This window comes from Ralstonia chuxiongensis, assembly GCF_024158925.1.
Taxonomy (GTDB): Bacteria; Pseudomonadota; Gammaproteobacteria; order Burkholderiales; family Burkholderiaceae; genus Ralstonia; species Ralstonia chuxiongensis.
Map to the genome: position 1 here is coordinate 1 of NZ_JAMYWC010000009.1, position 15,727 is coordinate 15,727.

Sequence of the window (15,727 nt, forward strand, 5' to 3'; positions counted from 1 at the left end):
CTCTGTCCATGACCTGATTCACTGCCTCGATCTTGAATTCCTCGGCGTATCTCTGTGCGCTCATTGCTTCTCCTGTCTAACCTCTAGTTTGAGGCTTGCAGGTGTCTACCGAGGCCGGGGCGATTCAGTAAGCAAAAGAAAGGCGCGCCCGAGATGGCGACTTCCCCTTGGATTTGTGTCGCGGGAAGGGAGGGGAGGCAAACTCGCTGCGCTCAGACAGGCCTCCCCTCTTTTTCCTTCCCGCAACAAAAATCCAAGGCGCCATCAAGGGCTCAACGTCAAAAGAAAAAGGCCAACCCGTCGAGAGGTTGGCCTTGTCGTTTAGGCCTGCGTTGAGATGGTTTTGCCTTTGACTTTCCTGCCCTAGATGGCGCCTTGAATTTCTGTTGCAGAGAGGAAAAAGGAAGGGAAACTGTCTGAGCGAAGCGAGTTTTTCCCTTCCCCTCTCTGCGACATAAATTCAAGGAATCTTTCGCCATCTCGGGCGCGCATTTCTTTGCTTACTTTCTTTGGGCAAGACCAAAGAAAGTGAGTCAGCCCCGGCAGGGGATGAAACAAGGGATGCACCACCAACAAAGAAATCCCCGCTCCTCCAAACTTCCAAACCTGCCATTCGGCACAACAAGCTGCACAGACCCAGCCTTACTGAATCACCAGCCCATTCGGCCCCACCACCCCCAGTTCCACATAGTTCGAACCGGGCCGCGTACGGTCGGAAAAGTCCACCATAAACCCGCCACCCACATCGAAATTGCGCAAGTGGGCCAGCTCGCGGCGCACCTGGTCACGCGTGGGCTTGGGGCCCGCGCGGCGCACGGCTTCGGCCAGCACCTTGGCTGCGACAAAGCCTTCCACCGCCCGGAATGAAAGTTCGACATCTCTGGCCCCCACGGCGGCGCGTGCGCGGTTGAATTCGCGGATGAGGGGGTTGACGCCCTTGCCCGGGTTCGGCATCACAAGCGCCAGCGAATAGCCGCGCACCGCATCAATGCCGGCCACCTTGAGCAGAATCCCCGGGTCGATGGACGACAGCCCCAGGAGCTGTGCACCGCCGCCGCGCGCGCGGTATTGCTTGATGAACTGTGCGGCGGGCTCCGCCGTGGCGCCCAGGAAAATGGCCTGCACATCGGTGCCGAGCAGCTTGTCGACAGCGGCGCTCACCGAGGCCGTATTGCGCGGGTACGAGGCGGTGGCAGCAATCGTGAGCTTGTACGGCTTGAGCGTGCGCTCCACGCCGGCCAACACTTCCTTGCCCAACGCATCGTCCTGATACAGCACGCCGATGCGCGTGACGCCGATGGTGACCAGCGCCCCCACCATCTTGTCCATTTCCTGCTGGTAGCTGGCCTTGATGGGGAAGACCAACGGATCGCGAGTCATGCTGGAGGCCCCCGTGGCGGGCCCGACCAGCGGCAGGTTGGCGTCAGCCAGCACGCCGCTGCGCATGAGCGCTTCCACGTTGGCAGTGCCGACTACGGTGAGCGCCGCCACGGGGTTGTCGATCTTGGCCATGTCGCGCACGTTGCGCAGGGTCTGCTCGACTTTCTGCTCATCGTCGCGGGCGACCAGGCGGATGGTCTCGCCGTTGATGCCGCCGTCGAGGTTGAGCCAGTCGAAATACAGGCGTGCCCCGGCATTGAGCGCCCGCCCCGTCGCGGCTTGTGTACCGGACAGCGGCAAGGACTGGATGATGCTGATGTCGGCGCGGGCGGCCGGCGCTGTCAACGCAGCCATGCATGCCACACACGTGGCAAGCATGGCCCACGGCCGCAACCATCCCATCGCCCCGCGCGCCCCCCGGCTACGCGTGTGATTTCCCGTTTGCATTGTTCGCACCCATGTCGCCGCGTGCCTCGTGGGCAACGGCGTTTTTGTCGAGACCGCTTGAGCGATCCGCTTTGTTGTGTGACGCCAGACATCTCCAGCGCCGGGCGATAGCCTGCCATCGACATCTGGCTTCGACAAGTCCTGTCGGCGCATTTACACTGGCCCGACCGTTTCTGTCGCAAACCCGCCATGCCACAGCGCATCCTGCCAACCGATATTGAAGGCCGCACGCCGCCGTCAGCGGCGCATCCGGTGCGGCTTTACACGCGGCAGATGGACGCCAACACGCGGTTTCCGCGCCACACGCATCCGTGGGCGCAGGTGGCGTATAGCCACAACAGTGTGCTGCGCGTGCAGGCCGGCGACACCGCCTGGGTGGTGCCGCCCTCGCGGGCGATCTGGATTCCGCCCGGCATCGAGCATGAGGTGTGGGTGGTCGAAGCCGCCTTCCTGCGCACGCTGTATGCCGACCCGTCCGTGGTGACCGGCGCGCTGGCGCAATGCCGCGTGATGGAGGTGTCGCCGCTGCTGCGCGAGCTGATTGCCGCGATGGACGTGCGCCAGCCGCTGCCGGCCGCGCGCGAGCAGGCGCTGGCCATGCTCATCCTCGACGAGCTGCGCCGCAGCGCCCCGCTGCCGCTGGATTTGCCCATGCCCGCCGACAAGCGCCTGCGCGCCCTGTGCGAACGCGTGATGGCCGACCCCGGCACCCCGCTCACCTTCGACGCGCTCGCCCGCGATGTAGGCGCCAGCGCCCGCACGCTGGCGCGGCGCTTCCGAGACGAGCTGGGCGTGAGCTTTTCACAGTGGCGCCAGCAGGCCGTGCTGGCCAGCGCCATCCCGATGATGTCGCAGGGCATGCCGCTGTCGCGCGTGGCGCAGGAGCTTGGCTACAACAGCCAGAGCGCGTTCTCTGCGATGTTCCGCCGGGCGTTCGGCAGCAGCCCGAGCGCGTTTCTGCATCGACCGGGCGGCGACGACGCCTAGCCCCCCAAAATGGAGACGGTCCTGCCGCGCCTACAGCGGCGGAATTTCCATCGCAGGCAGCAGCACAGCAAACCGCGCACCGCCTGCCGCTGCCGCATCGAGGCGGACCTCGCCACCATGCACCAGCGCAATACGCCGCACGATCGCCAGCCCCAGGCCGAAGCCCCCGGTGTGGCGGTCGCGGCTGGCATCCAGGCGCAGGAACGGCTCGAACACGCGCGCGCGATCCGGCTCTGGAATGCCGGGGCCGTCGTCTTCCACCGTCAGGCGCAGCGCACCGGCCGGGCCCGCTTCTGCGCGGATGGTGATGGTGTTGCTGGCATAGCGCGCGGCATTGCGGATCAGGTTGAGCAGCGCACGCGCCAGCAGGCGGGGGTCGCACACGTGGTGGGCGGGGGCGGCATCGGCATGCACGGCCAGGGTGAGTTGGCGATCGGCCACGTCGTTGGCGACGCTGGCGACCACGCTGTCGAGCCATTCTCCCAGGGCCACGCGCATCAGCACGAGGTGCGTGGCGCCCTGCTCCAGGCGGCTCAACGCGAGCAGCTCGCTAACCAGTTCATCAAGTTCGCGCACGTCACGGCGCAGCGCATCGAGCCGCACGTTGCGCTGTGCTTCCGACTCGGGCGACTGCAGCAGCGCGATGCCGAATTCCAGCCGTGCAATCGGCGTCTTCAGCTCGTGCGAGATGCCGTTCATCATCTCGCGCTGGTGCTGGATTGAGCCCTGGATGCGCTCGGCCATCTCATCGAACTGGCGCGCCAGTGCATACACGTTCGAGCGCTTGCGCAAATTGGCGCGTGTCGCCAGCTTTCCAGCGCCGAAGCCGCGCGCCGCATCTTCCAGCACGCGCAGGTCACGCCAATGCATCCAGACCCAGAGCAGCAGCGGCAGCAGCGCGGCAATGGCGATCAGCGAATAGGCGATCAACTGGATGCCGAGGTAGTCCATGTCCTCGCTGTGGGCGTGCAGCACCGTGCCGTCGCGCAGCGGCAAGTAGTAATCCTTGCCGTTGGTCATCAGCACGAGCTTGTGCTCAGCCAGATCACGCCGCTGCTGCGCCGAGAAATCCGGCACGGTATCCGCATCGATGATGTCGAACGTCTCCCACGCGTTCTTGTTCAAGCGCGCGATGGCGGCATCGCGGCTGGCAGGATCGGCGCGATCGGCGTGGTCGAGGTACTCCTGCAGGACGAAGGCGTAACCCTTGCGCACTTCGCGCTCGCCGTGCGTAAGCGTGTCGTGGAACATCCACACGAACGACTTGTTCACGCCGATGAGCGCCAGCGCGGCCGCCACAACAACCATTGCATACAGCTTCAGTAACGACTTGAGCATGGTTCAGTCCTCCCACGCCGACGGGCTGAACAGATAGCCGCGTCCCCAGATCGTCTTGATCTTGTGCGGCTCGGGCGAGGCATCGCCAAAGCGGCGGCGCAGGCGCGAGATGCCCGAGTCGACGGTACGGTCCAGCCCGTCGAACTCGATGCCGCGCAACTGCTTGAGGATGTCGTCGCGGCTGAGCACGGTGCCGGCGGCGCGCGCCAGGATCAGCAGCAGGTTGAACTCCGCCGTCTTGAGGTCGACCGGCTGCCCGCGCCAGGTGACGGCGCGGTTGGGTGGCGAGATGGCGAGTTCGCCAAAGACAAGCGTGTCGTCGCGCGGCGCCACCGGCTCGGACGTCGACATGGCCGGCACCGAACGGCGAAGCAGCGCGCGGGCCCGGGCAACGAGCAGGCGCGGCTCGATCGGCTTGAGCACGTAGTCGTCGGCGCCGATCTCCAGCCCGGCCACCTGGTCGTACGTATCCACACGCGCGGTCAGGATCAGCACCGGCACGCGCGAGAACGCGCGGATACGCCGGCACACTTCCATGCCGTCCATGTGCGGCAGCATCAGGTCGAGGATCACCAGCGCAGGCTGGTGTTCGCGCACGGCAGCCACGGCAATGTCGCCACGGCGCACCACTTCGACGGCAAATTCATAGTTGCCCAGGTATTCGCTGACCAGCTGCGCGAGACGGTCGTCATCTTCGATCAGCAGCACCTTGGTCTTGAGCGGCGCGTCGGTCATCGCGGTCATCGCTCGTACCCCCGTTTCTTCTTGTGTTGGCCCGCAGTGTACGGCGATGGCCTTGCGAGCGGATGGGGCGGAGAAACTTGCAGACACTCACGCACAATTGCGCACAACTTCCCGGCAATTTCCAGACAGACGTGCGCGTGGCATCTCGCCAGACTGCGGGCTCTCTCTCAAGAGGTCCAACAAGAGGTCCTACGTGCTCAATCGTCTCTCTCCCCGGTTTTCCGTCGCTTATCTGGCCGTGCTCTCGGGCATGTGGCTGTCGCCGTCTTCGGTGTATGCCGACGATGCGTCGTATTCGCTGTCACTCAACGCCGGCGTGGCGCCGCGCTATCAAGGCAGCAAGCAGTACGCCGTGACGGCCGGCCCCGGCTTGCGGGCAGATTTCGGCAACGGCTGGTTCATCGACCCGACCCAGGGCGGCGCGGGTTATGCCATCCGCTTCCTGAACGGCATGTTCGCTTCGGCCGCGCTGTCGTACGACCCGGGCCGCTCCGACACCAACCGCTACGGCCGCCCCGGCTCGGATCACCTCAAGGGCATGGGCACCGTCAAGGGCTCGCTGCTGGGCGTGGTCACGGTGGGCGGCAAGCTCATCGGCGACACCACGGGCAGCGCCACGCTGGAAGTGCCCATCACCAACCGCGAGCGCGGCTGGTCGGGCCACATCGACGTGGCGGCACCGGTCGTGAGCTGGGGCAGCGACAAGATCACCGTCAGCCCGAGCCTGCATTTCGGCTCCAGCAAGTACATGCAGACGTACTTCGGGGTGACGCCGCAGCAATCGGCCAACAGCGGCTTCGCCCAGTACAGCGCGGGCAGCGGCCTGCAAGCCGCCACGCTCACGGTGGCCTGGACGCACGAGTTTTCGCGCCACTGGGCGTTGCAGACGGCGATCGGCACCTCGCACCTCTTGGGCAACGCGGCGAAGAGCCCGATTGTGCAGAACAAGCAGAGTTACTTTGGCGGCACGGGCGTCGTCTACACCTTCTAAGCGCTCCCCAGCTCAAACGAGGGCATCGAGCCACGCCACTGTTTCACGCCACCATGGCGCACCGGACGATGCCCGGAAGAAGCCCATGTGGCCGACGCCCTTGGCGCCCAGCGCTGCGCCGCCCACTTGTCGGCGCGTCACGCGCGTGGCGGGAAACTGCGCGACCAGCGCATCGATTGCGTTAGCGGGTGCCAAGGGGTCATCGTCAAAACCCCAGGCGAGCAGCGGCACGGCGATCCTCGGGTAACGCGAGATATCCAGCCCCGCACGCCGCGCGAAGATGTAGCCGCGCCGGCGGGCAAAGCGCGCCCAATCACCCAGGATGGCGGCCGGAATCGACATCGGCCCCATGCCGACGGCCGCCAGCGGCAGCATGCCGCCGCGCACGCGCGCCACCGCCAAGGGAATCCGCACACGCAGCAGCCATGCAAATTGCGGACGGGTCAGCAGCCCGCGCCACGGCCACAGCCGCGCATCTGCCAGCGGCACCGCTACGTGCGCCAACGCATCGGCATGCACGATGTGCGGTGCCAGCCCCGCCAGTTGCCCGCCCGCGCTGTGGCCGAGCACGACCAGCTTGCGGCCGCTGCAGCCTTCGGGGACGAGCGTGTCGTGCACCCATTTCAGAACGGCGTCGATGTCCTGCCGGCCCCAATCGGCAAAGCGCGGCGTGCCGGGGCCGGTCGCGGCCGCCTCGCCAATACCGCGGTAGTCGAACGTCACCACGCGCCAGCCTGCCAGGCACAGGGCCCGCGCAAACGCCGCGTAGAACTGGCGCGGCACGCCCAGCGCCGAGCAGATCACCACCGTGCCGTGCGCGCCCAGCCCAGGGCTGGTGACGGTCACAGGCAGCGTCCAGCCGTCGGCTGTGCGAACGTGGTCGTCGCGGGTGGGAAGGGCATCGGCGGGGTAGTCGATCGGTTCGCGCTGCATGGGCACTCCGCTCGGGGTCTTGGGATGGGCTCAGTATTGGCGCCGCGGCGTACGGTCACAATTACGCGACAGGTAATCGCGGCAGCTACCTGACTCTGCTTCAATAGGTGACATGACATCCGCCAAGCCTGCCTCCTCATCCTCGTCTTCGTCCGCCACCGACGACACCCTCATGCTTGAAGACGCCGAAGCCGCCCAAGTGGCGATCGAGCCGCCGCAAGCAGCGCTGTCGCGCTTTCCGCAGTTGCTGCGCTTCTGGCGCACGCGGCGCGGGTATAGCCAACTGGCGCTGGCCCTGGCAGCGGGTGTGTCGCAACGGCACGTGAGCTTTCTGGAATCCGCGCGCGCGGCGCCCAGCCGGAACATGATCCTGCAACTGGCGGAGGAGCTGAACGTGCCGCTGCGCCATCGCAACCAGATGCTGCTGGCAGCCGGTTTCGCCCCCGCTTATTCCGAACAAGGCCTTGCCACGCCGGCCAATGAGACCTCGCCGATGATGCAGGCGGTGCGTCATGCCGTGAAGCTGATTCTTGATAAGCAGGCGCCGTATCCGGCCATCGTGCTCGACCGTTTCTGGCATGTGCTCGATGCCAATGCCGCGCATCGCCGCCTGATGCGCTGGGCCATCGGCGATGACCGGTCCGAAGGCGCACCGGGCGCCGTCAACATGATGAAGCTGGTATTCGACCCGACTGCGCTGTGGCCGGCCATCGCCAACCGCGATGTCGTCGGCCAATACTTGGCCCGGCGCGTGCGGCAGGAGCTGGCGCTGCAAGCCATCGACCCCGCCACGCAGCGGCTGCTGCACGACATCCGCGTGATGCAACCGGCGCTGTTCGATGCGGCGGACGCGCCGGCAACCCCCGCGCCCGCACACGATGCCGGCGATCCACCACCTTTCCTGCCCATTTCGCTGCAGCGCGACGGCGTGACGATCTCGCTGTTCTCCACGCTCACCACGCTGGGCACCCCGCGCGATGCGGGGCTACAGGAGATGCGCATCGAGTGTTTCTATCCAGCGGATGAGGCGTCGCGGCGGGCGCTGGAGCGTATTACGCTGTAAGTTTCGCCTGATTGCAACGAGAATCATTCTCATCTATATTGGCCGGTCGATTTGCCTCCCTCCGGCGGCCCTTGCGCCGTTTTGTGCTTCATGACCGACCTGTCCCATCCCCCGCTTTCGGCCGAGCCCGCCGCCAATCCGGGCGCCAACGCGCGCCCCGCGAAGGCCAAGGCTGAACATCCCGCCAATCGCCGCGCCACGATCGTCCGCTGGCTGCGCAAGACGCACGGCTGGTTCGGGCTGTGGGGCGCGGTGATGGGTCTGATCTTCGGTGTGTCGGGCATCTGGCTCAATCACCGCGCGGTATTGAAGTTGCCCGTGGCGCAACAGCGCACCAATACGCAGATCGCCCTGCCCGACCCCGTGCCTGCCACGCCGGAAGCGATGGGTGCCTGGCTGCAGCAGACGCTGAACATTCCGGAGCCCGCCACCCGCACGCGCGTGGAAAAAGCCAAGCCGGTAGCCTGGGCCGAGCGCCCTGCCAACGGTGAAGATGCCCCGGACGAGAAGAACGCCGGCGCGCCGCGCGAACCCGCCGCCAAGCCGCTCATGCAGCCCGAGCAATGGACCTTCAACTTCGGCAGCGCGACCACGCAAATCCAGGCTGAATACTGGGCCGGCAACCGCTCGGTATCGATCCGCCAGACTGACAACGGCTTCCTCGGCACGCTGATGAGCCTGCACAAGGGCGTCGGCATGACGGTGCCGTGGATTCTGCTGGTGGATACGCTGGCCGGCTGCCTGATCTTCCTGTCGATCTCGGGCCTGTGGCTGTGGGTCATGACCACCAAGCGCCGCACGGTCGGCTGGACGATCTTCGGGCTGGGGAGTCTGCTGGCGATCGGGCTAGCGATCTCGCGGCTCTGAATGCCGCATTGCAAAGGATGGCGCCTGCGTGGCGCCATTTTTTTCGCCTTCGCCGTTTACGGGCGGTCGACGCTGCGCTCGGTGAGCAGCCGCTGAATCGCACGCATGCGGGAGCGCACCATCTCATCGCGGCGTTGCGCCACGCAGGTCATCAAGATTTCGATGACGGTCAGGTGCACCAGATACGCCTCGGTGCCGACCCGCATCACCGCATCTTCCGGCACGTCCACCGTCAGCGCGATCTGCGCGCGCTCGGCCAGCGGTGTGCCCGCCTGGGTGATGGCGATCACACATGCACCCTGCTCCGCTGCATAGGCGATCGACTCGAGCAGATACGGCATACGCCCCACGTGCGAGAACGCCACCACGACGTCGGACGCGCCCAGCATAGCGGCCGACACGAGCTGCAGATGCGCATCAAAGTAAGCATTGGATGCCAGCCCCAGCCGCATCAGCCGCGCCTGCATGTCGTTCGCCATGAACGATGAGGCCGCGCCGGCCGCATAGCAATCGACGCGGCGCGCGCGGGCGATGCGTTCGGCGGCGGCGTCGACCTGCGTGGTGGACAGCGATTCACGCAGCTTGGTCAACACCCGCGTGGCGCCGTCAATGACCTTGCTGGCGACCAGTGCCGGCGGGTCGGCCCGGCCGACATGGCCCGGCAGCGTCGGCTGCGCGTGCGCCAGTTCGGCCGCCAGCGTGGCCTTGAACTCGCGCAAGCCTTCGAAGCCGAGCGCCTGGCACATCCGCACAATGGTCGGCATCGACACGCCGGCGCGCACGGCCAACGTCTCCACGGATTGTTCGAGCGACAGTTCCGGCGCTTCCAGGATCAACCGCGCCACACCCTGCTGCGCCGGCGAAAGCGCGGGCAGCTTGTCACGCAGGGCGTTGAGCACGGGAACGGAGAACGAGGGCATGGGTACGTGGGCGGCATAAGGAAATCAGCGTCGCCAGTGTAGCGGCAGCCCCGCAGCACGCCGCCCGCCCGAGGGAAAACCCCCAAGAATCTGTAAGCCGGCGGTTTACGCTCAGCGCCCCTTCAGCGGGCAACGCCCCAGCCGGCGCGACGTGTGCGGCGTTTTGCCGGTGCATGCGTAACTTCAACCCTTACAGCGCAGACTTGCCTGAGAGTCGGCCCCCGAGCCAGGCCGGAAATCCCATTCCGGCCAACACAACAGTCGTCACGACAACAAGGGAGCCACATGACCATTTCGATCCGTTCCATTCCGCTATCGGCCGTTGCACTGTCAGCACTGCTTGCCTGCGGCGCGGCGCACGCGCAATCGAGCGTCACGCTGTACGGCGTGATGGAAACCGGCCTGCGCTACAGCACCAACAACGACGCCGCCGGCCACGGCAAGGCCGAGATGGCGGGCGGTTACTACAGCGGCAGCCGCTTCGGCATTCGCGGGTCGGAAGACCTGGGCAACGGGCTGAAGGCCGTGTTCCACCTGGTCAGCGGATTTGCGCCGGACACTGGAGTGGGCTCCACCAACGACATGGGCCTGGGCGGCTACAAGCCCACCACGCCTGCCGCCTCGCGCCTGTTCGGGCGCCAGGCGTATGTCGGGCTGGAAGGCGGGTTCGGCTCGCTGACGTTCGGCCGGCAAGAGAACCTCGTCTTCAACACGGCCGGCCAGTACGACGCGCTCTCCATCGGCAACCTGGGCGCGACGGCCTGGCACGTGACCGCCACCGGCGTGCGCATCGACAACTCGGTCAAGTACGTGGGAGATTTCAACGGCTGGCGCCCGGGCGTGATGGTCGGCATGGGCGAACAGGCCGGCGCGTTCTCCGCAGGCAACTACAGCGCGCTGTCGCTCAACTACGCCAGCGGCCCGTTCGCGTTCGGTGGCGCGTGGGAGCAGCAAAAAGACCTGCAATCGGTCGGCACCCGCACGTGGACCACCGGCGGCAGCGTACAGGTCGGCCCCGCCAAACTGATGCTCGGTTACATCAACTACCGCGACGGCACATCCACCAAGAACGACCTCATCCTGGGCGGCGTGAAGTACGACTTCAGCGGTCAGTACAACCTGGTGGTGGGCGGCATGGCCACGCGCCAGCGCGACCCCGACGGCCTGCGCTACACCGCCTACGCGATCATGAATTACGTGGTCAGCAAGCGCACGTGGCTGTACGTCGGCATGGACTACACCCACCAGAAGGACGCCGGCACCGTCCTGGCAGCCGCTCTGCCCAAGGCCTCGCAGACCGGCGTCATGGTCGGCATGCGCCACGGGTTCTAAAACGAAGACCCGGCCTGGGCGCAAACACACGCGCCCAGACGGTTTGGCCGTACCCTGCCCTAGATGGCGCCTTGAATTTCTGTTGCAGAGAGGAAAAAGAGTGCAGGCCTGTTTGAGCGAAGCGAGTTGCCTGCGCTCCCTCTCTGCGACATAAATTCAAGGAATCTTTCGCCATCTCGGGCGCGCCTTTCTTTTGCTTACTTTTCTTTGGCAAGACAAAGAAAAGTGAGTCGGCCCCGGCAGGGGACGATACGAGGGATGGACCAGCAACGCCATTAAGCCGGCGCTCCCGCAGCAGGCGGCTCATCAGCAGCCCGCGGCACCTTTCCCTCATCCGGCCCACCAACCCGCGTCATCCACTCCTCAAACGCCGCAGAAGTCCGCAACACCGTCCCCGGCGCCGCCAGCGGCACGTGCGCCTTGTCGAACGCATCCTTCAGCACAACGTTGAACGCCCGCAGCACGTCAGCCTGCTTCTGCGGACGGGTCTTGAACCGCCCCTTGACGATCATCGCGCCGCCTTCAAAGCGGTCCAGCCCGAAAATTTCCGCACCGCCGAGCAGCGTGTAGGCAAAGCGCGGCTCACCAGCAATCTGATCAGCCGCCGCGCGCACGAGATCGATCGCCTGCTGCGGCTCTGCCTCCATCGACACGCGCACTTCAAAATCGGCGAACGAATAATCGCGCGACAGATTGCGCACGGTCTTGATCTGGCTGAACGGAATCGACAGCACCGCACCTGTGCCATCGCGCAGGCGCACCGTGCGGATGGTCAGGTTGATGACGGTGCCCGTAGCCACGCCCACGTCCACCGTATCGCCCACGCTGATGGTGTCTTCCATCAGGATGAAGATGCCTGTGATGAAATCCTGCGCCAGCGACTGCGCGCCAAAGCCCACCGCGAGGCCGATCACCCCGGCGCCGGCCACCAGCGGCGTCACGTTGACACCCAGGTTGGCCAGCACGCCAATGCTGGCCGTCACCACCAGCGTCACCTTCAGGCCATTGCGCAGCAGCGGCAGGATGGTCAGCGCACGCGTGCTGGGCTGCGCCCGCGCCGAGGCCGGCGACAGCGCCCGCAGGATCGCCGTGTCGAGCAGGATCCAGACAAGCCAGGTGGCAAAGACGGTGCTGATCAGGCCCACCATGGCATCGGCGATGCGTTTGCCGTTGACGGAGCTGTGCGCCACCTCCACCAGCGTGTGGCCCCACACGCGCAGCACCAGCTCAAGAAAGGCGATCCAGATGGCAAGCTTGATCAGCGCACCAACGAAATGCTTGAGCCGCTCCACGTAAGGCGAACTGCGCGCCAGACGCAGTTGCGAGCGCCAGTTCGCGCGAGGGCGGATCAGAGCCGACAGGAAGAACGCCGCCACCAGCAGCAGCGACGTCATCACCGCGCGGCGCGCCACCACGTCAACGTTGTCGGGCGTCGTCAGCGTGGCCACGACGGTGGCGCTCGCCAGCACCACCACGGGCACCGGCCAGAACGCAGCCAGCAGACGGCGGACCTGGTTGCCCGCGTGTTCGCCGCTGCGCAGCTCCAGCGGGCGGTTGGCGATCAACTGCCCAATCGGCCGGCGCGCCCACAATGCGCCCACCGCCAGCATCAATGACGCCACCACGTTGCACACCGTGGCCAGCAGCAGACTGAGCGAGCCGCCCAGCACCAAAGCAACACGCGGATCAACCAACGCATCGCCGCAAGCACCCAGACTGGCCGTCAGAAAGATTGGCCACATACCGTGCTTGAACAGGTATTCCACCGCGACGCGCCGGTGCGCGCTGCCGGAAAAGAGCGAGAACAGCATCGCCACGCCCGCCGTAATGATCGCGCCCCATACGATGGCGTAGGCGAGCACCAGCGCCAGGACAAAGCCGGGCGAGGCATCGCGTTCCAGCCGCATGATGACGACAAAGGAAATCGCCCATGGGCCGATCTTGCGCGCCGCGTCGATCAGCAACGCCCGTGTGGTCGGATGCGGCCCGAGGGCCACCGTGAAGCCAAACACACGGCGGATCAACCAGCCCAGGCCGAGCAGGCCACCGGCAATGGCGGCCCAGATGCCCACGGTGCTGGCAAAGTCGGCGGCCAACGGCAGGCGTTTGTCGGGCGAGAGGAGCAGGCCGGCGTTGCCGCTGGCGGCCTCGATACGACGCAGCCAGTAGCGCGGCGCGCCGGCTTCCACATCGGCCTGCAACGAGCCGTTCTCGATGAGCGACGCCACCGCACCCAACAGGCCCGGCGCCTGTTCGGCCTGCACCTTCTGCTGCGCGCTCATGCCGTCGCGCAACTGCTTCAGTTCATTGACGAGGGCCGTGCGCTGCTGGTCGTTGTTGAGCAGCGTGATGACGGTGTCGAGCGACTGGCGTGTCTGGGCGGGGTCCGCTGCCGGCACCGATGCGCTGGCGGTGGAGGTTGGCAGCCCGGCCAGCTTGGAAAACGACACCGGGGCAGCGTCGGCCACGTTGGCGACGCACGCCATCAGCAAAAGCAGGAACGATGCGAGCGGCCACAGTCGCCGCGTCAGGAAGGGAGAATGAGTACGCATGACAGGGAAAGCGATCGTGCAGACATCGACCACGGCACGATACGCGAATTCCCCGGGCGCACAACCTCAGCGCTTGGCGCCCGGTGGCAGAGGCGCCCGCCGCCAGAGCCAGGCGGCCGTGCCGAGCGCACATGCCATGCAGGCCATCACCAGGGCCACCACCCCGGGCCAGCCCCACGGTGCGTAGAGCTTGCCGCCTGTCGTACCGATCAGGCTGGAGCCCAGGTAATACGCCAGCAGATACAGCGCAGCAGCTTGCCCCTTGGCACGCTGCGCACGGCGCCCGACCCAGCCGCTGGCGACCGCATGCGCGCCGAAAAAGCCGAAGGTCAGCAACGCGATACCGCCAATCACCAGCGCCAGCGGCCTCGCCAAGGTCAGCAGCACGCCTGCCGACATCAGCGCCGTGCCCGCCAGCAGCATGCGGCCCCGGCCATGGCGATCCGCCAATCGGCCAAACCATGCGGAAGCGCCGATGCCCAGCAGGTACACCATGAAGATGCCGCCCACCGCCGTCTGGCTGAGGGCATACGGCGCATCGAGCAAGTGGAAGCTCGCGTAGTTGTAGATCGTGACGAAGCCGCCCATCAGCAAAAAGCCCATGGCGAACAACGAACGCAGGCCCGGCTCGCGCAGATGCGCGCCCAGCGTGTCGAACAGATCGCCCAGCGCCACACCCTTGCGCGGCACAAAACGCCGCGACGGCGGTAGCAGCCACAGGAAGGCCAGCGCCGCCAGCAAACCCAATGTGCCGGTAAAACCCATGGCATCACGCCAGCCGAAATGGTCGGCCACGGCGCCGGTCAGCACGCGCCCGGCCATGCCGCCAAAGGCCGTCCCGCCGACATACAGGCCCATCGCCATGCCAAGCCCTTGCGGATGCACCTCTTCGGCCAGATACGCCATCGCCACCGCCGGCACGCCGCCCAGCACAACACCCAGCAGCGCCCGCGTGGCCAGCAACCCGTGCCAGCCAGGCAGCACCGCCGCGGCCAGCGTGAGCACCGACGACAGCACCAGCGACACGCCCATCAGCGTCTTGCGATGGATGGACTCCGACAGCAACCCCGCAAACAGAATCGCAAACGCCAGCAGCAGCGTGGACACCGACAGCACCAGGCTCGTCTGCGCGGGCGTGAGGCCAAAGTCGTGCGCCAGCATCGGCATGAGCGGTTGCACGCAATACAGCAGCGAGAACGTGGAGAAGCCCGCCGCGAACAGCGCCAGATTGGCGCGCAGATAACCGGGGTGGCCCCGGACCAGCCAGTGGGAAGAATCAGCGGGTTCGATGGCGGGCGAAGAAGAAAGTGGAGCGTTCACGGCGGGCGGGTTGAAACAAGCGCAGAGGCAAGCGCCTATTATCGTTCGCAGGCACTGTTCCCGCTGCGATGCGGCATCGCTCTTGCTGCGCAGCTCCCACCACGCTTATCCGCCCGACCATGGAAACCACGCTCTACTACTGGCCCGAAATCCAAGGCCGCGGTGAATTCGTCCGGCTGGCGCTGGAGCAGGCCGCCGTGCCCTACACCGACCTCGGCCGCGAAGATGCGTCCGCCATCGAAGCGTTTCTCGACGATGCGGGCATTCCCACGCCGCCGTTCGCGCCGCCGTTCCTGGTGGCCGGCCCGCTGGTGATCGCGCAGACGGCCAACATCCTGCTCTACCTTGGTCAGCATTACGGCCTGGCTCCGCACGACGAAGCCGGCGGCCTTTGGACGCACGGCCTGCAACTGACGATTGCCGATTTTGTGGTGGAGATTCACGACACGCACCACCCCATTGCGTCAGGCGAGTACTACGAAGACCAGCGGCCCGAAGCGAAGCGCCGCACGCAGGATTTTCTCGACCACCGCGCCCCAAAATTCCTGCATTACTTCGAGCGCGTGCTCGAGCGCAACCCCGCCGGCCCGACGTGGGCCGTGCGTGATGCGCTGACGTATGTGGATTTGTCGCTGTTCCAGATCGTGGCGGGGCTGCGTTACGCGTTTCCGCGCCACATGCAGCGATACGAGCGCGAGCTGCCGCATCTGGTGGCGCTGCACGATCGCGTGGCGGCGCAGCCGAACATCGCGGCGTATCTGGAATCGCCGCGGCGCATTCCGTTCAACACGATGGGCATCTTTCGCCACTACCCCGAGCTCGATGCGCTGAAATGACAAAACCCGGCGCAGGC

General features: G+C 66.1%; 13 protein-coding genes. 6 read left to right on the forward strand and 7 right to left on the reverse strand.

Translation table 11 applies throughout. The features are described 5' to 3' along the window. Nucleotides 1-642: 642 nt before the first annotated feature. Nucleotides 643-1,734 carry an ABC transporter substrate-binding protein gene (locus NKG59_RS23670; RefSeq protein ID WP_253542067.1) on the reverse strand — a complete coding sequence of 364 codons (1,092 nt, stop codon included), beginning with the start codon at nucleotides 1,732-1,734 and terminating at the stop codon, nucleotides 643-645. 282 nt (nucleotides 1,735-2,016) lie between these two features. Between NKG59_RS23670 and NKG59_RS23675 the strand changes: the two genes are divergently transcribed. After that, the gene (locus tag NKG59_RS23675; protein WP_253542070.1) at nucleotides 2,017-2,814 is read left to right on the forward strand and encodes an AraC family transcriptional regulator; all 798 of its coding nucleotides are present in this window, start codon (nucleotides 2,017-2,019) and stop codon (nucleotides 2,812-2,814) included. A gap of 30 nt (nucleotides 2,815-2,844) precedes the next feature. Here NKG59_RS23675 and NKG59_RS23680 read toward each other — a convergent pair whose 3' ends face one another. Then, on the reverse strand, nucleotides 2,845-4,152 hold the full coding sequence (locus NKG59_RS23680) for an ATP-binding protein (RefSeq protein ID WP_253542073.1): 1,308 nt from the start codon (nucleotides 4,150-4,152) through the stop codon (nucleotides 2,845-2,847). Between the two features lie 3 nt (nucleotides 4,153-4,155). Further along, nucleotides 4,156-4,887: a response regulator gene (locus NKG59_RS23685; RefSeq protein ID WP_045206826.1), complete on the reverse strand. Its 732-nt coding sequence runs from the start codon at nucleotides 4,885-4,887 to the stop codon at nucleotides 4,156-4,158. Nucleotides 4,888-5,089: 202 nt separating this feature from the next. Here NKG59_RS23685 and NKG59_RS23690 point away from each other — a divergent pair, with 202 nt between their 5' ends. After that, a complete protein-coding gene (locus NKG59_RS23690; RefSeq protein ID WP_253542076.1) occupies nucleotides 5,090-5,887 on the forward strand; it encodes a MipA/OmpV family protein in 798 nt (265 codons plus the stop codon). 12 nt (nucleotides 5,888-5,899) lie between these two features. On the opposite strand, the gene NKG59_RS23695 is transcribed toward NKG59_RS23690, so the two are convergent. Next, a complete protein-coding gene (locus NKG59_RS23695) occupies nucleotides 5,900-6,820 on the reverse strand; it encodes an alpha/beta hydrolase family protein (protein ID WP_253542079.1) in 921 nt (306 codons plus the stop codon). A 112-nt stretch (nucleotides 6,821-6,932) separates the two neighbouring features. On the opposite strand from NKG59_RS23695, the gene NKG59_RS23700 reads away from it, so the two are divergent. Together NKG59_RS23700 and NKG59_RS23705 are read left to right on the forward strand one after the other, a co-directional pair. Continuing rightward, nucleotides 6,933-7,883, forward strand: coding sequence for a helix-turn-helix domain-containing protein (locus NKG59_RS23700; RefSeq protein WP_253542082.1), 951 nt, complete (start codon nucleotides 6,933-6,935; stop codon nucleotides 7,881-7,883). A gap of 90 nt (nucleotides 7,884-7,973) precedes the next feature. Next, nucleotides 7,974-8,750: a PepSY-associated TM helix domain-containing protein gene (locus tag NKG59_RS23705; protein WP_253542084.1), complete on the forward strand. Its 777-nt coding sequence runs from the start codon at nucleotides 7,974-7,976 to the stop codon at nucleotides 8,748-8,750. A 56-nt stretch (nucleotides 8,751-8,806) separates the two neighbouring features. On the opposite strand, the gene NKG59_RS23710 is transcribed toward NKG59_RS23705, so the two are convergent. Beyond that, nucleotides 8,807-9,670, reverse strand: a complete 864-nt coding sequence (locus tag NKG59_RS23710; RefSeq protein WP_253542086.1) for a MurR/RpiR family transcriptional regulator — start codon at nucleotides 9,668-9,670, stop codon at nucleotides 8,807-8,809. A gap of 285 nt (nucleotides 9,671-9,955) precedes the next feature. On the opposite strand from NKG59_RS23710, the gene NKG59_RS23715 reads away from it, so the two are divergent. Continuing rightward, complete coding sequence (locus tag NKG59_RS23715; RefSeq protein WP_253542088.1) at nucleotides 9,956-11,002, forward strand: porin; 1,047 nt, start codon at nucleotides 9,956-9,958, stop codon at nucleotides 11,000-11,002. Between the two features lie 275 nt (nucleotides 11,003-11,277). On the opposite strand, the gene NKG59_RS23720 is transcribed toward NKG59_RS23715, so the two are convergent. Both NKG59_RS23720 and NKG59_RS23725 read right to left on the reverse strand, forming a co-directional pair. Continuing rightward, complete coding sequence (locus NKG59_RS23720; RefSeq protein WP_253542090.1) at nucleotides 11,278-13,554, reverse strand: mechanosensitive ion channel family protein; 2,277 nt, start codon at nucleotides 13,552-13,554, stop codon at nucleotides 11,278-11,280. A 66-nt stretch (nucleotides 13,555-13,620) separates the two neighbouring features. After that, nucleotides 13,621-14,874 carry an MFS transporter gene (locus tag NKG59_RS23725; protein WP_253542092.1) on the reverse strand — a complete coding sequence of 418 codons (1,254 nt, stop codon included), beginning with the start codon at nucleotides 14,872-14,874 and terminating at the stop codon, nucleotides 13,621-13,623. A 119-nt stretch (nucleotides 14,875-14,993) separates the two neighbouring features. Here NKG59_RS23725 and NKG59_RS23730 point away from each other — a divergent pair, with 119 nt between their 5' ends. Continuing rightward, nucleotides 14,994-15,710, forward strand: coding sequence for a glutathione S-transferase (locus NKG59_RS23730; RefSeq protein WP_045206592.1), 717 nt, complete (start codon nucleotides 14,994-14,996; stop codon nucleotides 15,708-15,710). Nucleotides 15,711-15,727 lie beyond the last annotated feature (17 nt).